This window comes from Pseudobutyrivibrio sp. MD2005 (genome assembly GCF_000621865.1).
In the GTDB taxonomy this organism is placed as follows: Bacteria; Bacillota; Clostridia; order Lachnospirales; family Lachnospiraceae; genus Pseudobutyrivibrio.
The window spans coordinates 198,847-219,188 of sequence record NZ_KK211358.1 but is presented as its reverse complement, the minus strand read 5'-3'; the positions used below and the strand labels follow the sequence as shown (position 1 = coordinate 219,188).

At 41.1% G+C, this 20,342-nt stretch carries 22 protein-coding genes; all 22 read left to right on the top strand.

Going from position 1 to position 20,342, the window contains the following annotated elements:
- Positions 1-67 precede the first annotated feature (67 nt).
- The 22 genes from T498_RS0110835 to T498_RS0110730 all read left to right on the top strand — a co-directional run bounded on the left by T498_RS0110835 (position 68) and on the right by T498_RS0110730 (position 20,057).
- Positions 68-280, top strand: coding sequence for a hypothetical protein (locus T498_RS0110835; RefSeq protein WP_004602788.1), 213 nt, complete (start codon positions 68-70; stop codon positions 278-280).
- A gap of 11 nt (positions 281-291) precedes the next feature.
- Entirely contained in the window at positions 292-1,155 is an 864-nt protein-coding gene (locus tag T498_RS0110830; RefSeq protein WP_028235917.1) for a DUF6017 domain-containing protein, read from the top strand.
- Between the two features lie 12 nt (positions 1,156-1,167).
- Entirely contained in the window at positions 1,168-1,578 is a 411-nt protein-coding gene (locus T498_RS0110825; RefSeq protein WP_004602786.1) for a hypothetical protein, read from the top strand.
- Positions 1,579-1,590: 12 nt separating this feature from the next.
- Complete coding sequence (locus T498_RS0110820) at positions 1,591-1,920, top strand: DUF7768 domain-containing protein (protein ID WP_004602785.1); 330 nt, start codon at positions 1,591-1,593, stop codon at positions 1,918-1,920.
- 30 nt (positions 1,921-1,950) lie between these two features.
- Positions 1,951-2,436: a PcfB family protein gene (locus T498_RS0110815; protein ID WP_004602784.1), complete on the top strand. Its 486-nt coding sequence runs from the start codon at positions 1,951-1,953 to the stop codon at positions 2,434-2,436.
- A complete protein-coding gene (locus tag T498_RS0110810; protein WP_028235916.1) occupies positions 2,433-4,202 on the top strand; it encodes a VirD4-like conjugal transfer protein, CD1115 family in 1,770 nt (589 codons plus the stop codon). The genes T498_RS0110815 and T498_RS0110810 overlap by 4 nt, the downstream gene beginning before the upstream one ends.
- Before the next feature lie 211 nt (positions 4,203-4,413).
- Complete coding sequence (locus T498_RS0110805; RefSeq protein ID WP_004602782.1) at positions 4,414-4,920, top strand: nitroreductase family protein; 507 nt, start codon at positions 4,414-4,416, stop codon at positions 4,918-4,920.
- Positions 4,921-5,192: 272 nt separating this feature from the next.
- Positions 5,193-5,405, top strand: coding sequence for a Maff2 family mobile element protein (locus tag T498_RS0110800; RefSeq protein ID WP_004602781.1), 213 nt, complete (start codon positions 5,193-5,195; stop codon positions 5,403-5,405).
- A 73-nt stretch (positions 5,406-5,478) separates the two neighbouring features.
- Positions 5,479-6,345: a VirB6/TrbL-like conjugal transfer protein, CD1112 family gene (locus T498_RS0110795; protein ID WP_028235915.1), complete on the top strand. Its 867-nt coding sequence runs from the start codon at positions 5,479-5,481 to the stop codon at positions 6,343-6,345.
- 12 nt (positions 6,346-6,357) lie between these two features.
- Positions 6,358-6,816 (top strand): PrgI family protein, encoded by a 459-nt coding sequence (locus T498_RS0110790; protein WP_028235914.1) that lies wholly within the window; start codon positions 6,358-6,360, stop codon positions 6,814-6,816.
- Complete coding sequence (locus T498_RS0110785) at positions 6,746-9,136, top strand: VirB4-like conjugal transfer ATPase, CD1110 family (protein ID WP_028235913.1); 2,391 nt, start codon at positions 6,746-6,748, stop codon at positions 9,134-9,136. Before T498_RS0110790 ends, T498_RS0110785 begins: the two co-directional genes overlap by 71 nt.
- Positions 9,137-10,786: a C40 family peptidase gene (locus T498_RS15625; RefSeq protein WP_051524722.1), complete on the top strand. Its 1,650-nt coding sequence runs from the start codon at positions 9,137-9,139 to the stop codon at positions 10,784-10,786.
- An 11-nt stretch (positions 10,787-10,797) separates the two neighbouring features.
- Positions 10,798-11,115: a DUF4315 family protein gene (locus tag T498_RS0110775; RefSeq protein WP_028235912.1), complete on the top strand. Its 318-nt coding sequence runs from the start codon at positions 10,798-10,800 to the stop codon at positions 11,113-11,115.
- Positions 11,102-11,911, top strand: coding sequence for a DUF4366 domain-containing protein (locus T498_RS15620; protein WP_051524721.1), 810 nt, complete (start codon positions 11,102-11,104; stop codon positions 11,909-11,911). The genes T498_RS0110775 and T498_RS15620 overlap by 14 nt, the downstream gene beginning before the upstream one ends.
- A gap of 64 nt (positions 11,912-11,975) precedes the next feature.
- Entirely contained in the window at positions 11,976-12,122 is a 147-nt protein-coding gene (locus T498_RS16790) for a hypothetical protein (RefSeq protein ID WP_155951060.1), read from the top strand.
- Positions 12,115-13,449 (top strand): ArdC family protein, encoded by a 1,335-nt coding sequence (locus T498_RS16295; protein ID WP_051524720.1) that lies wholly within the window; start codon positions 12,115-12,117, stop codon positions 13,447-13,449. The genes T498_RS16790 and T498_RS16295 overlap by 8 nt, the downstream gene beginning before the upstream one ends.
- Positions 13,450-13,527: 78 nt before the next feature.
- Positions 13,528-14,013, top strand: coding sequence for a helix-turn-helix domain-containing protein (locus T498_RS16290; protein WP_051524719.1), 486 nt, complete (start codon positions 13,528-13,530; stop codon positions 14,011-14,013).
- 75 nt (positions 14,014-14,088) lie between these two features.
- Positions 14,089-15,966: a DNA topoisomerase 3 gene (locus T498_RS15605; RefSeq protein WP_330372329.1), complete on the top strand. Its 1,878-nt coding sequence runs from the start codon at positions 14,089-14,091 to the stop codon at positions 15,964-15,966.
- On the top strand, positions 15,954-16,328 hold the full coding sequence (locus T498_RS0110745; protein ID WP_028235911.1) for a DUF4316 domain-containing protein: 375 nt from the start codon (positions 15,954-15,956) through the stop codon (positions 16,326-16,328). Before T498_RS15605 ends, T498_RS0110745 begins: the two co-directional genes overlap by 13 nt.
- Before the next feature lie 2 nt (positions 16,329-16,330).
- Complete coding sequence (locus T498_RS0110740) at positions 16,331-16,660, top strand: plasmid mobilization protein (RefSeq protein WP_004602770.1); 330 nt, start codon at positions 16,331-16,333, stop codon at positions 16,658-16,660.
- 18 nt (positions 16,661-16,678) lie between these two features.
- Positions 16,679-18,112, top strand: a complete 1,434-nt coding sequence (locus T498_RS0110735; protein ID WP_028235910.1) for a relaxase/mobilization nuclease domain-containing protein — start codon at positions 16,679-16,681, stop codon at positions 18,110-18,112.
- 649 nt (positions 18,113-18,761) lie between these two features.
- Entirely contained in the window at positions 18,762-20,057 is a 1,296-nt protein-coding gene (locus tag T498_RS0110730) for an IS30 family transposase (protein ID WP_028235081.1), read from the top strand.
- Positions 20,058-20,342 lie beyond the last annotated feature (285 nt).

Sequence of the window (20,342 nt, the reverse complement as noted above, 5' to 3'; positions counted from 1 at the left end):
ATAAGTAAGAGAGAGGCTTCCCTAATTTCAGGGAGGCCTTTTTCGATGGTGAAAGGAGATATCTAAGATGAGTAAGAAACATATGAGAGTTCAGAAGAACTTTAACAAAAATGGCATTTCAAGGGTGCCACACAGTGTTGCACCTAAGCTTGGTCCAGTTACACCTTGCAATTGCAGTCATCCTTGTCCTTATGGTAATGGCAGAACGTTTTGCTTTCCCTGCTATCAGAAGCTTGTTGCTGACAGCAGAAGTAACAGTGTTGCTACAGGTAATGCCTAAAGAGGTGTGGTATGGACTTTGGCTATTTTCATGAGGAAGAGTCTGAGCAGTTTGCCTTCTATAGGATTCCTCAGGTTCTCTTTAAGGATGAAAAGTTTGCAAAGCTTTCTACGGATGCCAAGGTTCTGTATGGACTATTTCTGAATCGGGTATCCCTTTCCAAAAAGAATCATTGGATTGATGACGAGGGCAGAGTGTATGTCTATTACACACTTGTCAGTATTCAGGAGGATTTGCATTGTGCGAGTCAGAAGGCTTTAAAGCTTTTAAAGGAGCTTGAGAGTTATGGACTTATCGAAAGAGTTAAGCAGGGACTTTGTAAACCTGACAGGATCTATGTGAAGAACTTTATCCTGCTTCAGGAATCACCAGTCCAGAGTGGTGAAAATCACCATACCGGTGTAGTGAAAATCACCAGCCCGGAATGTCGAGAATCACCACCTAATAATACTGAGTTAAATAATACTGAGTGTAGTAATACTAATCTTATCTTATCTAAGAGCAGAGAAGATGAGAGGGAGCTATACAGACAATATTTATACCAGTCACTGGATATAGAGATACTCAAAGAGCACTACCCATATGGAGTAGAAGAGATAGATGAGATTTTTGACATAATCCTGGATGTGCTGTGCAGCAATCAGAAGTTTATCACTATATCCGGGGATAAAAAGCCTATTAATGTAGTGAAAAGCAGATTCATGAAGCTGGATAGCAGCCATATCCAGTTTGTAATGGACAGTATGAAGGACAAGACTACAAAGGTTCGCAATGTGAAGAAATACATAGTGGCAGCACTTTATAATGCGCCAATTACGATTAACAACTATTATCAGTCGCTGGTCCAGCATGACATGGCGACAGGAAAAATCTAAGGAGGAATGACAATGGAACAGATTACAATTGATATTCAGCTTGATCCTATTAAGGATGGAATTAAAGTACCGGAGACAGATGTATCCAGGCCAGATGCTCATGCTGTGATTCTTGGAACCAACGGTAAAATCAGACAGATTTCTATGAAGGAAGCAGAGACAATCCTTGATCAGATGGCTACTTGTGGGGCAGGGACTCACCTTGGAAAGTCAGATTATATTGCTGTTTACAACAAAGATAAGCTTTTTAAGGCAGAGGGTGAAGAGTATTTAGTTGGCAGCGTGCTTATTTTTCAAAGAGCTGGGAACGTGCTTAAGGCTATTCCTGATGATGAGATTGGTGATCTCTTAGAGGTTGCTATGGCACAGATGGATACTTTGAAGGCAGGAGACGCTTGCTTTTCTGCAATGCGTGTTGATTAAGGGAGGAAAATCATGAGTAGAACAATACCGAGAGCTTATGTTACTGCAGCATGGAATAAGAATCCGGTTGTAGCAAAAGAGGATGCTAAGAAATACTGTCAGGAACTGGTAAAGGAAGGATATCTTCCCCTTTGCCCTATCCTTGCTTTTGATGGAATCTTTTCAGCTGAGGATACAGAAGCTCATAAGAGATTCAAGGAGATGTCAGAGGATCTGCTTCGTAGAGCAAGATTCCTTGTTATCTGTGGTAATAAGCAGAATGAGGAAGTGAAGGATGATATCGCAATAGCCAGAAAGTCCAAGGTTATTGTTACAACCTTAGATGGAGTTATTGGACTATGACTGGCCCAAATAGAAGGGAGGCGATAATTCGTGGTTAATGAAGAACTATCAGCCAAGTCGCTCCATTTCATGGTGGAAAAAGGTGTTAAGCCAACAGCCAGGTTGTTACTTAATGTTCTAAAAGCTTATTTGCGTCATAGGCATGATAAAAAGTACTTCGGGAAGGAAAAGGTTAAGACCGGTAAGATGCCGGTGAAAAAGCTCATCAAGCAGGGCAAAGGTGCTCAGAAGATAGAGCTGGATGGAGAAGATATCCATTTGTTTAATCGCCTTGCCAAGAAGTACGGAGTTGATTATGCAGTGGTAAAAGACAAAGAAGCTGGTACGTATAAGATCTTTTTCAAGGCTCAGGATGCAGATGCTATCTCTGATCTGGTAGCAGATTACACCAAGAGAACCCTTGGAAAAGAAAAAGGTGCAAAGGAGAGCGTACTTGGTAAGCTTAAGAAACTTAAGGAAAAGGTTGCTTCTATACCTCGCAAGGTAGTAGAGAAGAGGAAGGAGCAGACACGATGAATCAGAAATTAAAAAAGAAGATTATCCTGAATATCCCTTATGTTGCAATAGGCCTGTTTGCTACCAATTTAGGGGAGGCCTGGCGCATAGCAGACGGGATAAATGCTTCAGAAAAGCTTCAGGGGCTTATTATCGGAGGTGGATTTCAAAACGCATTTACGAATCCGCTTCCTAGTTTACATCCCTTTGATATGCTTGTTGGCGCAGCGTGTGGAGCAGCACTAAGACTTGCAGTTTATCTAAAGGGAAAGAATGCTAAGAAATTTCGGCATGGCTCAGAATATGGTTCAGCTAGATGGGGGAAGCCCTCCGACATAGAACCTTTCAAAGATCCTGATCCGAAGAATAATGTGATTCTGTCCCAGACGGAGCAGATTACACTAAGTTCCAGACCATCACAGCCAAAGTACGCAAGAAATAAGAATGTGCTGGTTGTAGGTGGTTCCGGCTCAGGTAAAACACGCTTTTTTATTAAACCAAACTTGCTGCAGTGTGACAGTAAGGATTACCCTTGTTCGTTTGTAGTAACTGATCCAAAGGGAAGCGTGGTTCTTGAATGTGGCAATGCACTTTTGAAAAAGGGGTATCGAATTAAAATCTTCAATACCATCAACTTTAACAAGAGTATGCATTACAATCCTTTCGCTTATATTCATAGTGAGAAGGATATCCTAAAGCTTGTAACTACGCTGATAGCTAACACCAAAGGTGAAGGAAAAGGCGGTGATGAATTCTGGGAAAAGGCCGAAAAATTGCTGTATTCAGCGCTTATAGGCTACATCCATTATGAGGCTCCGATAGAGGAACAGAACTTCACAACACTTCTTGAAATGATCAACGCGATGGAAGTCAGAGAAGATGATGAGGAGTTCAAAAACGCAGTCGATATGCTCTTTGATGAGCTGGAAGAAAAAGATCCAAATCATTTTGCAGTTCGCCAATATAAGAAATACAAATTGGCAGCTGGAAAGACAGCTAAGTCAATCCTTGTAAGCTGTGGTGCCAGACTGGCTCCATTCGATATCAAGGAACTTCGAGAGATTACAGCTTATGATGAATTACAACTGGATACTATCGGTGATAAGAAGACAGCGTTGTTTCTGATTATGTCAGATACGGACGCCACTTTTAATTTCCTGATATCCATGGTGTATACGCAGCTGTTTAATCTCCTTTGTGAGAAAGCTGATGATGTTTACGGTGGAAGGCTTCCGGTTCATGTACGGTGCCTTGTAGATGAGTGTGCCAATATCGGACAGATCCCTAACCTGGAGAAGCTGGTTGCAACCATCCGCTCCCGTGAGATTAGTGCCTGCCTAGTGCTTCAGGCAAAGTCACAGCTTAAGGCAATCTACAAAGATAATGCTGATACTATTATCGGTAACATGGATTCACAAATCTTCCTTGGTGGAACTGAGAAGACAACGCTTAAGGATCTTACAGAGATTCTTGGCAAGGAAACTATTGATATGTACACCACAGGAAACACCAAGGGCTCCCAGGAGTCCTACAACATGAATTATCAGAAACTCGGTAAAGAGCTGATGAGCATGGATGAGCTTGCTGTTATGGATGGCAGTAAATGTATCGTGCAGGTGAGAGGCGTAAGACCTTTTCTTTCAGATAAGTATGACCTGACGAAGCATCCAAACTATCCGCTGACAGCAGATTATGACAAGAAGAACTGGTTCGATATTGAGAAGTATCTAAACAGAAAGCTTGTCCTTCATCCAAATGATGAATACGAAGTATTTAACGATGCCTAGGCTAATGGAGTATAAGAGAAGAAATTTTTCACTGACATTTTTAAAATTCATCCCGTATAATTGAGGATGAGTTATTTAACTTATATTTAATATATTCGCTGGAGGAATGAGATTCATGAAATTTGCTATGTTACTGTGGAGTTTTGGATTTTTTGAGTAACTACCATATCTTTTAAATAACAGAATCAATGTAGCAAAGGAGATTATAGATATGGAATTTAATAAAGTTATTCAGAAGAGAGAGTCTGTTCGTAAGTATAGCGATACAAAGCCAACAGAAGATCAAGTGAAATATATTCTGGAAGCAGGGCGCTTAGCACCAACAGCTTTTAATAAACAACCACAACGAGTGTATATACTAAAAAGTGGAGAAGCTCTTCAGAAGATGGACAGTGTTCATCCATGCCGTTATGGAGCACCGATGGTAATTCTAGTATGTTCCGATAAAAATGCTGCAAGTAATTTTCAGGGTGGAAATAGCTATTTGACAGATGGTGTTATTGCAGCAACACATATGATGCTGGCAGCAACAGATATAGGATTGGATACATGTTGGGCTGGAGTGAATGATGTTCTTAAAACACAGAATGTTTTTGATTTGCCAGAAAACATCTATCCTATTTGTTTCCTGGATTTGGGATTTCGCGCTAGCGATTTCAAAGGTGTATCTAGCGATAAAAAAAGAAATCCAATTGATTCAATGGTAACTATTTTATAAAAAATTGCGGCGTAGCCCAAGGGTGATTGTAAAGCAGGAGTCATAACCTGCCGCCGTATTTACTCCTGAAGAGGAGTATAGCGGAAGATTCCGCGTTAATTAATGCAGCGCTGTGCCGGAAAAGTCACTGCAGAAGACATCCGGCTTACAACTGAATATGGAACTTTTCACAAGGGTAATTAACGAGAGTCACGGCCTGATCAGCCATGGCTCTTTTTTAATGCCCGCAACTACAAACAATCAATTTTTTTAATCACAAGGAGGATTTTATTATGGCATTTTTCAACTCAGCAGTAGGCGTACTTCAGACACTTGTTATCGCACTTGGTGCAGGTCTTGGAATTTGGGGTGTTGTAAACCTCATGGAGGGTTACGGCAATGACAACCCTGGAGCTAAGTCTCAGGGCATGAAGCAGCTCATGGCCGGTGGTGGTGTTGCACTCATCGGTACTACACTTGTTCCACTTCTTTCCGGACTTTTCTAATCCGGCCTATCACTAACAAAAATCAGGAGGGGCAGTGTAACAAGCTGTCCTTCCCTGAGAAAGGAGGCAATCGTTGGAAAGTTTGTTAGAAAAACTGACTGATTGGCTCAAAGACATGCTGGTAGGTGGAATTATGGATAATCTCACATCTACATTTTCAACTTTGAATCAGAAGATTGGAGAAGTAACAGCACAAGTAGCACAGACTCCGGACCAGTTCCAGCCTACGGTTTATAACCTGATCAGGAACCTGTCGGAGAATGTGATTCTACCCATAGCAGGAATTATTCTTACGTTTATTGCCTGCTATGAGCTGATACAGCTGGTCATTGCTCACAACAATCTGGCAAACTTTGAAACCTGGATCTTTTTCAAGTGGGTATTCAAGACCTTTGTTGCAGTAACGCTGATTACAAATACCTTTAATATCACCATGGCAGTCTTTGACGTAGCACAATATGTGGTCAGTCAATCAGGATCACTTATCGCCGGAAGCACCGCAGTGGACGGTTCAACTCTGGCAACCATGCAAACCACATTGGAAGCAATGGATGTGGGACCGCTATTTGGCATATTCCTACAGTCCTTTGCTGTGAAGTTCTTATTCGAGATTTTATCGATTCTGATCTGGGCTATTGTCTATGGACGAATGATAGAAATCTATTTGACCATTAGCCTTGCTCCGATTCCTTTTGCGACTTTTGGCAATAGAGAACAGAGCATGATTGGACAGAACTATTTGAGATCCCTTTTTGCTCTTGGTTTCCAGGGATTCTTAATCATGGTATGCGTAGCAATCTATGCAGCCCTGGTTCAGACAGTTTCATTTTCATCGGATATCATGGGCTCTTTGTGGAATGTCCTTGGTATCACATTACTTCTTGCATTCACCTTGTTTAAGACAGGTTCTATTGCAAAATCTGTATTCCACGCACATTAAGGAGGAAAAGAAATGGCATCTTATATTCCGGTGCCTCGTGATCTCACGAAGGTAAAGAGTAAAGTGGCATTTAACCTCACCAAACGTCAGCTCATCTGTTTTGTGATAGCTGCAGCTATTGGTGTTCCCACATTTTTTCTTTTGAAAAAGATTGGAAACTCAACCTTTGCAGCTATGGGCATGATGATTGTAATGATGCCGCTGTTTTTCTTTGCAATGTATGAAAAGAATGGACAGCCGCTTGAGGTATTCTTGCATCACTTTATTCAGGCAACATTTATCAGGCCGAAAATCCGGCCTTACAAAACAGATAATTATTACGCTGCCCTGATGAGGCAGGAGAAAGCAGAGAAGGAGGTAGAAAAAATTGTTTCTGAAAGCGAAAAAAAGAGACATCGTAATGCCGCAAGGCTTATCGAGGGCGGATCAGAAAAGAGTAAGAGCCGTCATCAAAGAAGCGCAGAGAAATGATGGCGTTCCCAGAACAGCTCAGCAGAGCATTCCTTTTGACAGGATGTTTAAGGATGGCATTTGCAGAATAGGCAGCGATTATTATACAAAGACGATTCAGTTTCAGGATATCAATTATCAACTGGCTCAGCAGGAAGATCAGACAGAGATTTTTGAGGAGTGGTGTAGCTTCCTGAATTTCTTTGACAGCTCGGTTCACTTTGAACTCAGCTTCATGAACATGGCTACGGATGCTGAGAAGTTTGAAAAGTCCATTGCCATACCACATCAGAACGATGGCTTTAATGAAGTCAGGGATGAGTATACCGGCATGTTAAAACGTCAGATGGAAGCTGGTAACAACGGTCTTACCAAGACCAAGTATTTATCCTTTGGTATTCATGCAGAGTCCATGAAAGCAGCAAAACCGAGACTTATTCATATCGAGATGGATCTTCTTAACAACTTCAAGAGACTTGGTGTTCAGGCAAACACACTAAACGGTGCAGAACGCTTAGAGCTGATTCACCAGCAGTTTCATATGGGAGATGATGAGAAGTTCTTCTTCGACTGGAAATGGCTTGTGGGAAGCGGCCTTTCTGTAAAAGACTTTGTTGCACCTGCAGGACTCAATTTTAAGAATGGCAGATTATTCCAAATGGGAAATCTCTATGGAGCCATGAGTTTCTTAAGCATTACAGCTTCTGATATCTCAGATAGGATGCTTGCAGATTTCCTTGGTATGGAGTCCAGTCAGATTGTAACCATGCATGTGCAGTCGGTAGATCAGACAGAGGCGATTAAGACGGTAAAGCATACCATCACAGAACTTGATCGAAGCAAGATCGAGGAGCAGAAGAAGGCTGTAAGAGCCGGTTATGATATGGATATTATTCCATCAGACCTTGCAACCTATGGTAAGGATGCGAAAGCACTTTTAAAGGAATTGCAGAGTCAGAATGAGCGTATGTTTCTTTTGACATTCCTGGTACTCAATACCGGAAAGACAGAGCAGGAGCTTGAGAACAATGTATTCCAGGCAAACTCAATTGCTCAGAAGCATAACTGCAATCTGGTAAGACTTAATTTTCAGCAGGAGCAGGGACTTATGAGTTCTCTTCCTCTTGCTTACAACGAGATTGAGATCCAGCGTGGTATGACTACAAGCTCCACAGCTATTTTCGTTCCATTTACAACGCAGGAATTATTCCAGGCAGGAGATGAGGCTTTATATTATGGTCTGAATGCTCTTTCTAATAACCTGATTATGGTTGACAGAAAGAAGCTTAAGAACCCTAACGGTCTTATCCTTGGTACTCCCGGTGCAGGTAAATCGTTCTCTGCAAAAAGAGAAATTGCAAATGCGTTTCTTGTTACAGATGATGATGTTATCATCTCAGATCCTGAGTCAGAGTACAGTGCTCTGGTAAAAAGGTTTGGAGGTCAGGTTATTAAGATTAGCCCTACCAGCAGTCAGTACATCAATCCGATGGATATCAATATGAACTATTCCGATGATGATAATCCGATTGCTCTTAAGGCAGATTTTATCCTGTCTTTGTGTGAGCTTATTGTCGGTGGAAAGGAAGGACTTAAGCCTGTTGAGAAGACTGTCATTGATCGTTGTATTCATCAGATTTATCAGCAGTACTTCCTGAATCCTATTCCTGAGAATATGCCTCTTCTTGAGGATCTTTACAATGCTCTCTTGAAGCAAGATGAGCCGGAAGCTAAGAATGTAGCAACTGCTCTTGAAATCTATGTTACCGGTTCTTTGAATGTGTTTAATCACAGAACTAACGTAGATATCACCAACAGACTTGTCTGCTATGACATCAAAGATCTTGGAAAGCAGCTTAAGAAAATCGGAATGCTGGTTGTTCAGGATCAGGTCTGGGGTAGAGTTACAGAGAACAGAAGTCAGGGAAAGTCTACCAGATACTACATGGATGAGATGCACCTTCTTCTTCGTGAAGAGCAGACAGCAGCTTATACCGTAGAAATTTGGAAGCGTTTTAGAAAGTGGGGTGGTATTCCTACTGGTATCACTCAGAACGTAAAGGACTTACTTGCTTCTAAGGAAGTTGAGAACATCTTTGAGAACTCTGATTTTATTTATATGTTGAATCAGGCGGTAGGAGATCGAGCTATCCTTGCCAAGCAGTTGAATATCAGCCCTCATCAGCTCTCGTATGTAACACATTCGGGAGAAGGTGAAGGGCTTTTGTTTTATGGCAATGTCATCCTTCCGTTTGTGGATCGCTTCCCTAAGGATCTGGAACTCTATCGTATCATGACCACCAAGCTTGATGAGGTGGCACAGACTCAGGAGGAGATGTAAATGAATGAAGAGAAGAAATTTTCGAAGGAAAGACATAAGAAGAGGGCCTCCGGCAGGTACAGACAAAAAAGCCAGGGTGAGAAGCTGAAAAGTGAAACCTCTGCTAAAAAGGCTTATGGAAAGAAGTTCCGTCATGGGAAAAAGGACCTGGAGCTTACTGCAGAGGAAAAGAAAAAGATTAAAAAGCTTCAGGTTCAGGGGCGACACAAAATCCGCCGTGAGGTAGCTGAAAATGTATCTGTTCATCGTCAGATTGACAAAACGAATGAAGATCAGAATGTGGGTACAGAGGCTTTGAATAAGACTACAGCGACTGCTGAAAATACAGCAAGAACACTTCATCAGAGCCGGTATTCTAAGAAACTTCAGAAGGATGTCAAAAAGGGCGCTGAGGAGACCACATCCACAAAGGCAGTTCAAAAGAATTACATGAAAAAGGAATTCCAGAGAGCTGCCTATAAGAAATCACAGAAAGAAGCTGCTAATCAGGTTGGAAGCATTTCAAAGAAATTTGTCGATAAGGCAGAAGACCTGGTTGGCAGATTTGCTGAATGGATTCGTGAGAAGATCATGGATAATCCATTAGTAATTATCATGGCACTTGTGATTCTTATTCTGATTCTGATGCTTTCCGGCAGTGCTGGTCTTGCAGGAGGAATGCTGGGTTCCTTTAGTGATACTACAGTAGCTACTTCCTACACAGCGGATGACGATGATATTAAGGCTGTAGAGCAGGATTATAAGAGCAAGGAGTCAGACCTGCAGACGCAGGTAAATAACATCCCTACAACACATCCTGGATATGATGAATACCGTTATAACCTGGCTGAAATCAATCATAATCCTTATCAGCTGGCAGCTCTTTTGACAGTACTGTATGAAGATTATACGCAGGCAGAAGTGGAAGCTAAGCTTACAGAAATCTTCAATGCACAGTATAAGCTTACGACCAGGGAAGTCATTGAAAAGAAAACCAGAACAGAAAGAAGAACCGGTCATTATACAGATGAGAATGGGAATGTTCATTCCTACACTTATACGGTGGAAGTTGAGTATGACTGGCATGTACTTGTGACAACCCTTACCAACAACACTATGGATTCTGTTGTAAGAAATATGGGACTGACTGAGGATCAGATGAGCCGTTATGAGCTTCTGTTAGAAACAAGAGGCAACAAGGCTTATCTCTTTGAGGGTGATCCTTATTCCAATCCCGATCCGGGCGATTATCAGGACTATGATATTCCACCGGAAGCTCTTACAGATACCAGATTCGCCAATATGATTCGAGAGGCAGAAAAGTATCTTGGATATCCATATGTGTGGGGAGGAAGCAGCCCGAGTACCAGCTTTGACTGTTCAGGTTTTGTAAGTTACGTCATCAATCACTGTGGTAATGGCTGGAGCTATGGTAGACAGACTGCTGATGGACTTCTGAATAATTGCTGTACTAGGGTTTCAAAACAGGATGCGAAACCTGGAGATCTTATTTTCTTCCAGGGAACCTATGATACGGCAGGAGCCAGCCATGTAGGAATCTATGTTGGTAATGGCATGATGATTCATTGCGGCAATCCGATTCAGTACACATCCATCAATACCAACTATTGGCAAAATCACTTTTATACATTTGGAAGAATCAAGAACTAGGAGGAAATGGCATGTTTGAGAAATTAGATAAGCTTCGTGAAGAAGTCAGGCGCTGTGAAAAGCGTAGAGATGAAGCCAATGAGCGCTTAAAAGCAGCTCAGGCAAAATTAAAGGAAGCAGAGGCCAGTCAGATCTTATCTGATGTTGGTGCACTTAAACTTTCTCCGGAAGAGGTGGCAAAGCTTTTACAGCTTGCAGCATCCGGACAGCTTTCTGTTCCAACAGCAGAGAATAAGACGGAACCCACAACTACTGAAGCAACGTCATCCATCTATGGAGATGATGACAGTGATGATAATAAGGAGGAATCAGAGGATGAAGATTACTAAATTGAATAAGCGACTTACAGGAGCTGTGGTTGGTGCCATGGCTCTTTTTATTGGGATGACTCCCATGACAGCTTTTGCGCATACAGGTCCGGAAGCGGAATGTACCTGTGAGACGAAATGCACAGAGGACTGCGTAAATGAAGAGTGCCCTGTATGCAAAGAGGACATTTCTATCTGTCAGGGTGAAGAAAAGCCTGCAGAACCTGAGGAAAAGGAAGAGGAGAAGATGGGGCCTCTTACACCGGATGGAAATCTTACTCTGGTAGATGATTATGGTTCGGTAGAAGCTGGGGGCAAGCAGTTTATCACTGTTGTTACCAAGAAAGGGAATTACTTCTATATCATCATTGATCGTGATGATAACGGCACAGAAACCGTTCATTTCTTGAATATGGTAGATGAAGCAGATCTCTTGTCACTAATGGATGAGGATGAGCAGAAAGCGCTTCAGGAATCTCTGGAAAGTGCGGAAAAGGAAGATGATGCTAAGGAGACGATAGAGGAGCCTTCGACTGAAACGGAGCCAGAGGTAAAGGAAGAAAAGAAGAAACCATCTATTGGTCCTGCAGCTATTGTGGCACTTATTATTTTCCTCGGTGCAGGTGGATACATGGGATTTAAGTATTTGAAGGAAAAGAAGCCTAAGAAGGCACAGGCATCACCTGATCCTGATGAAGATTACCTTGAGGATGAAGAAGATGATTATCTTGAGAATGCAGAAGAGGAACCCGATGAAGAAGTTCCTGAGGCTGAGGAAGATATACCGGAAGAGTCTGATTCTGAAGAGGATGAGTAATTGAATAATTGATTACATGGGGCAGTCCAAAAGGGCTGCCCTGGTTTGTTTTGGAGGGCAGATTATGGCAAGAAAATCAAGATATATGGGTTACGTAGACGGCTTGGAACAGCTGAAAGCCAAGCATGAGAAACGTAGAAAAATCGAAAAGGAAAAGTCTCTTACCAGGAAACTGAATCAGTACAAGAAGGAGGTGAGGGAGAATGGGTAAAACCACAAATTTTGATCCTGAGAAGGCAGCTGAGCAGCGAAAAGCTGAAATGAAGGATATTACAGAGAAGCTGGAAAAGGGTGTGCAGGATGTCTTTGGCTCAGAGCAGTTTCAAAACCTACTGGATACCATGGCGAAGTTTCCGCATTACTCGGTGAATAACAATATCCTCATTATGATGCAAAAGCCTGACGCAACGCTTGTTCAATCCTATACCGGATGGAAGAAGATGGGACGCTTTGTAAAGAAGGGTGAGAAGGGAATCCGTATCCTTGCTCCGGCTCCTTTTAAGTTGGAAAAAGAACAGGAAAAACTTGATGAGGCCGGCAAAGTCATTCTTGATAAAGATGGCGAAGCTGTAAAGGAGAAAGTGGAGATCAATCTTACGGCATTTAAGCCTGTGAGTACTTTTGATATCTCTCAGACAGAAGGTGAACCACTTCCATCCATCGGTGTAGATGAGCTTACCGGAAGTGTGGAAGGATATCAGACATTCTTTGAAGCAATCAATGCAGCAAGTCCTGTACCTATCGGATTTGAGGATATCAAGTCCGGTGCCAAGGGATATTTTCATGTTGAAGATAATCGCATTGCTATCAATAAAGGCATGAGTGAGATTCAGACAGTAAAGACTGCAATTCATGAAATGGCTCACGCCAAGCTTCATAACCTGGAAGCCCAGAAAGATAACAAGCAGTCCAAAAACAGCAAAGAGGTTGAAGCTGAGAGCGTTGCCTATACCGTGTGTCAGCATTATGGCATTGATACTTCTGATTACAGTTTTGCTTATGTGGCAACTTGGTCTCAGGGAAAAGAGACTCCTGAATTAAAAGAGTCGCTTAATACGATTCGTGAGGCAGCAGCTGATCTCATTACGAAGATTGATGAGAAGGTGCTGGAGCTTACAGCTGAGAAGGAACCTATCAGTTTCTATGTAGCTGAGTGTGGTGAGTTTCATTCCATGGGTGAATTCCATGAGAACCTAACCTTGCAGCAGGCAGTAGATATTTATAACTCTATTCCGTCTGACAGGATGAATGGTGTAAAGACCATCGGTTTTGTCATTAATGATGATCAGCTTCTTGCTAATGAATATGACCTTGTTGTTGGCAACAGATTGAATATGCAGGAGATGAAAGATATCCTTCCTGATCTGGCAGGACATCCTCTGGTTGTAAAGGCAGCAGATGAAATTGCAAAGATTTTGCCTGAACTTGAAGGGGTTGAGAAAAGTGAGTCTGTATCCAAGAAACTGAAGGAGAAGACAAAAGATGCTAAACCTAAAAAAGCTAAGGCAGCAAAGAGGAAGGAGGAAGTCGCTATATGAAATAAATATTCCGACTACGCGCTTTTGCGCATATGATTTATAATAAGACCATGCCATAATTAATTTGGAGGTAGGGACATGGAATTATTTGCTGAAAATTTAAAGAGATTACGAAAAGATAGAGGTATGACTCAGAAGCAATTAGCACAGATTTCTGATATTCCAGAAGGAACAATTCGCAACTATGAGCAGAATCGTGACGGTCATGATCCTTCACTTCATAATCTAATGATATTGGCAGATATTTTCGATGTTACTCCTTACAACTTATATTATGGAGGAAAAAAAGAAATGACTACAAACTCTATTTACATGGATGAAATGTTAAGTGAGCTTTTTCAGCTTAATCGTAATGCGATAGGGGAGATTCACGATAGTGAACCTAATGGAATAAGTTTACCTAAGTTGAGTATTTCAGATGAAATAATAACCAAGCTCACAGAGTGTTGGAACACCGATGTTGTTTATCCTAAACGTGGTTTGTATAGAAACTATGTTGAGCAGACTATTGTTAGGTATGCACAGGATAGACAAAATTGGAAAAAGAAATTCGGAATAGAATAATAGTATTGCTGGTAGGGCGTCTTGGAGAAATCCAAGGCGCTTATTTTATTATTAGGAGGTGTAATTTTGAAATTAGTGATTGCAGAGAAGCCTTCGGTAGCCCAGTCCCTGGCGAAAGTCATTGGAGCAAATCAGAAAAAAGATGGCTACCTGGAAGGCAATGGTTATATTGTCAGCTGGTGCGTAGGACATCTAATCGAGTTGGCGAACCCGGAACATTATGATGAGAAATACAAGAAGTGGCGCAAGGAAGATTTACCGATTTTCCCTGCGCCATTTTCATATCAGGTAACAGCTTCCACGAAAAAGCAGTTTCAGGTTTTAAAGGATCTCATGAAGCGTTCTGATGTAGAAAGCCTTGTAGAAGCAACTGATGCAGGGCGTGAAGGAGAGCTTATCTTTCGTCTTGTTTATAAGCAGGCAGGATGTAAAAAGCCTTTTGAGAGACTTTGGATTTCATCCATGGAAGATAAAGCAATCAAGGAAGGCTTTGAGAATTTGAGTCCAAGTGTTGACTATGATGATCTTTATGAAGCTGCTCTTTGTCGTGAACGTGCCGACTGGCTTGTAGGTATAAATGCTACAAGATTCTTTTCTACAGTTTATGGTCAGACTTTAAATGTTGGACGTGTTATGACTCCTACACTTGCAATGATTGTAGAGCGTGAAGCTGAGATTAAAGGCTTTAAGCCTGAAAACTTCTATACCGTTCAGATGCTGGTATCCGGTGTTGCAGTTACCTCAAAACGCTTTAAACGTAAGCAGGAGGCAGATGAACTTGTAGAGAAAATCAATGCAGCTGATAAGGCGAAAATTTCTAAAATGGAGACCACTACGAAAACTGAGAAGCCACCACTTCTTTATGACCTTACAAGTCTTCAGAGGGATGCTAATAAGTATTATGGCTTTACCGCTCAGCAGACTCTCGACTATACCCAGAGTCTATATGAGAAGAAGCTTGTTACTTATCCAAGAACAGACAGCAGATACTTAACAGATGATATGGATGACAGTACAGCTCGTCTTTGCTGCCTGATGAAAGATAAATACGGATATACGAAGATGGTTCCTATTTCTACAAAGCAGGTTCTAAACAGCAGCAAAGTATCAGATCACCACGCGATTATTCCTACAGAAAATGTTTCAGATGCTGATTACTCAGAAATCCCATCCGGTGAACAAAAGATTCTTGGTCTTGTAACCGCAAGGCTTCTTTCTTCTGTTGGAGATTCGGCTGAGATTACAGAATATGCCCTGGAAGTAGAATGTGCCGGTGAAGTTTTTAAGGCAAAGAGTAAGTGCATCACAAGTCCTGGCTGGCATCTATTGGAAGATTGGATTCTTGGAAAAAAGCAGGACGAGGAGGAAGAGGACTCTGGTAAAAAAGATGATGGTGGTTCACATGGCATTCTGGAAATCCTGGAAGCGGATGCTTCTCTTTTATCAGAAGGTCGTGAGCTTCCTGCCAGAGATCCTAAGGTAAAGGAAGGAAAGACTACACCTAAGAAACGATATACCGAAGACTCACTTCTTTCAGCTATGGAATCAGCCGGTGCTAAAGATATGCCGGATGAGGTAGAGCGTAAAGGACTTGGTACTCCAGCAACAAGAGCCGGTGCTATTGAAAAGCTGGTTCGTATCGGTTTTGTAGAAAGACAGGGCAGTAAGAAAACAAAGTATCTGGTTCCAACAGAAAAGGGAATTTCTCTTATTACTGTCATGCCGGAACAGATTCAGTCGGCATCTATGACAGCTGAGTGGGAGCAGAAACTTCTGGAAGTGGAAAAACAGGATATTGCATCGGAAGACTTTATGGCTGAAATCAAGGATATGATTGTTGATCTGATTGAGACCTATGAGCCTGTAAAGGGTGCAGATAAACTCTTTCCACCTCGTCAGTACAAACAGTATAAAAAGTATCCAAAGAAAGGAGCGTCCAGATGGCAAAGATGAAAAAAATCAGAAAATGGGATGAAGTCACAGGCAATGCAGTAGAGGAACAGATTCCTGAGTCCATTGATCCGATAGAGGATGTCGGAGCTGGTCCATCCATTAGTAGAAATCATATGCGTGGTATCGAGGATATGGTGGAGCAGAATGATAATTCATTTGACGGAATCATCAATAATATGCCTGCAGCTCCTGTGCCGGATTTTGCAGAAATCAATGAAAAGGCAGATCAGGAGGATATTATTGCAGATACCAAGGCTTCTGTGATGGAGAAGATAAAAGAGCAGCAGGAAAAAGTGAAGCTGGCTCCAATACCGGAACCTGAGAAGAAGACTCCTGTGATTTGTCCCTGCAGGGAGATGTAATCATGAATAACAGAACGGAGCAGTTTCATTTCTTTGCAACTCCTGAGGAAGCTAAACTGATTCGTGACAGGGAGAAAGAAATCGGCATCTTAAATGAGAGTGCTTATCTTCGCAAAATGGCGATTGATGGTTATCTCATCCAGATGGATTTAAGTGATGTCAAAGAGGCTGTAAGGCTTCTTGGCATCACATCTTCCAATATGAATCAGTATGCAAAGAAAGCAAATGAAACCGGCAGTATCTACAAAGAAGATATCGATGATATCAGACTTCATCAGGAAGAACTTTGGAAAGTGATGAAGGAAATACTAAAGCGCCTGTCTACGATTTAGGGAAGGAGGTGAATGCGTATGGCGGCTACAAGACTTATCACGATGCATCAGAATAAAGGTAAAAGCGTAGCGAAGTCTCTTAGCGACAGAACAGATTATGCCAAGAATGGAGAGAAGACCGAAAATGGTCAATTCATCAGTTCCTACGCCTGCCAGGCTGAGAGTGTTGATGAAGAATTCATGCTCTCGAAAAGAGAATATGAGCGTCTGACAGGAAGACACCCAAAAGGCAATATCATCGCTTATCAGATCAGGCAATCCTTTAAGCCGGGAGAAATCACACCGGAGGAAGCAAATCAGGTAGGCTATGAAACCGCCATGCGATTTACCAAAGGCAATCATGCTTTTATCGTAGCGACTCATACGGATAAGGCGCATATTCATAATCACATCATCTTTAATTCTACGAGTCTTGATTGCACCCATAAGTTTAGAGATTTCTTTTTTGTTGGTCTTGCCTTGCAGAGATTATCGGATATCATCTGCCTTGAGCATGGTCTGTCTGTCATAGAAAAGAAGAAGCCAAGTGAGCGTGTTAAGCGAACAACCTATCCTGAAAAGAAATCCTTTCGAGACGATATCAGAGATGCGATTGATCAGATTCTTAAGGAAGGCAGCGCAAAAGATTTTGATGAGCTGCTTTATAAACTGGAAGATGCCGGATACGAGATTAAGCGTGGAAAGCATATTTCTCTAAAGGGAAAAGATCAGAAAAGGTTCATTCGACTACGTTCCCTGGGTGATGGTTATACAGAAGATGACCTTAAGAAGATTCTTGCTGGTGAGATGGAGCATGCTTTCTACGATAATGAAAAAGCCGAAAAGCAGCCAAAGACTTACCAACGGAAAAAGGAAGATCATGAGTTTGACCTTCTTATTGATATTCAAAAGAAACTGGCTCAGGGCAAAGGAAAATATTATGTTCGCTTCGCCAAAAACTTTAATACCAAGCAGGTGGCCAAGGCAGTTTTATATTTGAAACAGCATGACATCCGAAGCTACGATGATCTGGAGAAAAATGTGAAAACGGCAACAGAGCGATTTACGAAATTATCAGCTTCCATCAAAGAAAAGGAGAAGCGACTTGCTGAGATTCAGGTTTTGAAGAAACATATCTTTGATTACTTCAAGACCAAAGACGTATATGCGGATTATCGTAAATGCGGATATAGCAAGAAGTTTCTAGAAGAGCATAGACAGGAAATCCTGCTTCATAAGGCTGCCAAGAATGCCTTTGATGAGCTTCATCTGAAGAAGCTTCCTAAGGTAAAAGATCTCAGTGCAGAGTATGTCGAGATCCTTGCAGAAAAGAAAAAGCTGTACGGTGAATATCGTCAGGTTAAGAAAGATATGCAGGAGATTCAAAGAGCAAAATATGATATCGACCAGTTCCTTAAAAGTGATGAAGAGCAGAAGAAGGAACGTGTCAGAAAACACAATATCACTCGATAATTCTAATGGGGAATCTGTAAGTTTAAGACTTATGGGTTCCCCTCTTTTTTCATTTCTGAAGAAAATTCCAACAGCAGAATAAAGCGATTCGTAAGAATTGCGTAGCCAAGCGATTAGCTTGTTCAAGGGGATTGGGGATGTGCCACCAACGAGCGGATAGTAGCTTTTTGTACAAAAAAGCACTGCTCGCCACTTTGCGAAGACGCGCCCTAACACCATCAAAGATGGTGCCGCGCGAAGAGCGGAGGCAATAGATAAAAGTTAAAAAATCAAAAAAATCAAAAAATAGCCTGAGAGTCCATATAATGGGACAGTAATTTTGGTATTGTATAGTTCAAGGTAGTTCAAGGTAGTTCAAGGTAGTTCAAATTAAGAGTTCATTTGAGGATTTCATTTTGATATAAGTGAAGAGAATCATTTATTGGATACTTGCAATATATCACAATATATTGGAGATGATGAGATAAAATGTTACCTCAATTGTAATCCGAGATTCCATACCTCTTACCCCGGATGATTCCCAAAACTATATATTTTGAGATGCAAGAGGGAGGTATGGATTCTCTCTTACAAATATTTGAGACTGACTGGAAGGTTGGTCTCTTTTTTGTTATTCTTTGATTTCTGGCGGCTAGAAAGGAGTCACCATATGTCAAAGTTTTTATCATATGAAGATCGTTTAATAATTGCTCAGATGCTTAAGGACAATGCATCTTTTGGGGCGATTGGTAAGCAATTAGGTAAAGACCGCACCACAATAGCAAAGGAAATAAAAAAGTACTCCTATGACAAGAAAAGTGGCAGACCAGGATATCCATATAACCCTTGTAAGCATAGGTCTACTTGTAAAACCAAAGATTTATGTGGTAATGATTGTACTCATAAATCTGCATATAAATGTAGTTTATGCTCCGAATGCACACTACATTGCCCAGATTTTAAAGAAGATATTTGCTCCATTAAGAGTAAACCACCCTATGTGTGTAATGGATGCTCGGAACTGGATAAATGCACTTTGATGAAGCGATTATATGACCCAGCTGATGCGCATGAAAGAGCATATGCAATTATCTCAGAATCTAGGACAGGTATCCTGTCTAATGAAGATGATATAGCTCGAATAAATGAAATAATTAGCCCGTTGGTTAAAAATGGCCAATCACTGCACCAAATCTATCTAAATAATGTTGATGACTTGATGTGTAGTGAAAAAACTCTATACAACTATGTAGACGCACAGCTTTTTGATGTTAGAAACATTGATTTGCCAAGGAAGGTAAAATATCGTCCCAGATATAAAAAAGCTGAATTTAAGGTTGATAGAGGTTGTAGGATAGGACGTAATTATCAGGATTATCTAAAATATATGTCTGAACACCCTGAGGCAACAACAGTACAATTAGATACTGTTATTGGAAGGGTTGGTGGCAAATGTTTATTAACACTTCATTTTGTAGAGAGCAGTTTAATGCTTGCATTTCTAAGAGATGCTAATACATCAGGTTCGGTGATAAGAATAATAAATGCCATTGATAAAGTGTTGGGAAAAGCTACATTTAATCAACTTTTTCCTGTCATACTCACAGACAATGGAAGCGAATTCTCTAATCCAAAGGAGATTGAATATAGAAAAAGTATCCCTTGTCTTAGAACTAGAGTGTTTTATTGTGACCCAAGTGCCCCTTACCAAAAAGGTTCATGTGAGGTTAATCATGAATTGATAAGAAGAATTCTACCAAAGGGTACAAGCTTTGATGAACTAACCCAGGAAGATATTTTTTTGATGATGAATCATATCAACTCTTATAAAAGAAAAAAGCTGAACGACCGTAGCCCATACGAAGTGTTCAGCTTTTATTATGGAGAAGATTTGCTAAAGAAACTAGGATGTTCACCGGTTGCCGCCGAGAACATAATCTTAAAGCCAAAACTTCTCAAAAAGTAACAGTTTAATTTATGTACAGGCCGTCAGAAGTAAAACTAAATCTGCTGAACCAGGGATGGATTCTCCGAATACAAAAAGTTTCGAGCGAGAATTGATCTCTTGTTTTTGTACATAAAATCTGCTGAACGAATTATAACATGGACAAATATAAAATAAAAAGCTGGAATCTCGTTTACAAAATGGGATTTTCATTTACAAAGTGGGAATCTCATTTACAAAACTAGATTTTCACTTACAAAACGGGAGTCTTGTATTACAAACGGGACTCTCGGACTACTATTAACC

Coding starts and splice junctions, on each gene's coding strand:
- T498_RS0110745 (WP_028235911.1), top strand. CDS start 15,954: ATGGCAAAGATGAAAAAAATCAGAAAATGGGATGAAGTCACAGGCAAT.
- T498_RS0110785 (WP_028235913.1), top strand. CDS start 6,746: ATGCCGCAAGGCTTATCGAGGGCGGATCAGAAAAGAGTAAGAGCCGTC.
- T498_RS0110735 (WP_028235910.1), top strand. CDS start 16,679: ATGGCGGCTACAAGACTTATCACGATGCATCAGAATAAAGGTAAAAGC.
- T498_RS0110775 (WP_028235912.1), top strand. CDS start 10,798: ATGTTTGAGAAATTAGATAAGCTTCGTGAAGAAGTCAGGCGCTGTGAA.
- T498_RS16295 (WP_051524720.1), top strand. CDS start 12,115: ATGGGTAAAACCACAAATTTTGATCCTGAGAAGGCAGCTGAGCAGCGA.
- T498_RS0110740 (WP_004602770.1), top strand. CDS start 16,331: ATGAATAACAGAACGGAGCAGTTTCATTTCTTTGCAACTCCTGAGGAA.
- T498_RS0110800 (WP_004602781.1), top strand. CDS start 5,193: ATGGCATTTTTCAACTCAGCAGTAGGCGTACTTCAGACACTTGTTATC.
- T498_RS0110825 (WP_004602786.1), top strand. CDS start 1,168: ATGGAACAGATTACAATTGATATTCAGCTTGATCCTATTAAGGATGGA.
- T498_RS0110730 (WP_028235081.1), top strand. CDS start 18,762: ATGTCAAAGTTTTTATCATATGAAGATCGTTTAATAATTGCTCAGATG.
- T498_RS0110835 (WP_004602788.1), top strand. CDS start 68: ATGAGTAAGAAACATATGAGAGTTCAGAAGAACTTTAACAAAAATGGC.
- T498_RS0110805 (WP_004602782.1), top strand. CDS start 4,414: ATGGAATTTAATAAAGTTATTCAGAAGAGAGAGTCTGTTCGTAAGTAT.
- T498_RS0110820 (WP_004602785.1), top strand. CDS start 1,591: ATGAGTAGAACAATACCGAGAGCTTATGTTACTGCAGCATGGAATAAG.
- T498_RS15625 (WP_051524722.1), top strand. CDS start 9,137: ATGAATGAAGAGAAGAAATTTTCGAAGGAAAGACATAAGAAGAGGGCC.
- T498_RS16790 (WP_155951060.1), top strand. CDS start 11,976: ATGGCAAGAAAATCAAGATATATGGGTTACGTAGACGGCTTGGAACAG.
- T498_RS15620 (WP_051524721.1), top strand. CDS start 11,102: ATGAAGATTACTAAATTGAATAAGCGACTTACAGGAGCTGTGGTTGGT.
- T498_RS0110790 (WP_028235914.1), top strand. CDS start 6,358: ATGGCATCTTATATTCCGGTGCCTCGTGATCTCACGAAGGTAAAGAGT.
- T498_RS0110830 (WP_028235917.1), top strand. CDS start 292: ATGGACTTTGGCTATTTTCATGAGGAAGAGTCTGAGCAGTTTGCCTTC.
- T498_RS16290 (WP_051524719.1), top strand. CDS start 13,528: ATGGAATTATTTGCTGAAAATTTAAAGAGATTACGAAAAGATAGAGGT.
- T498_RS0110810 (WP_028235916.1), top strand. CDS start 2,433: ATGAATCAGAAATTAAAAAAGAAGATTATCCTGAATATCCCTTATGTT.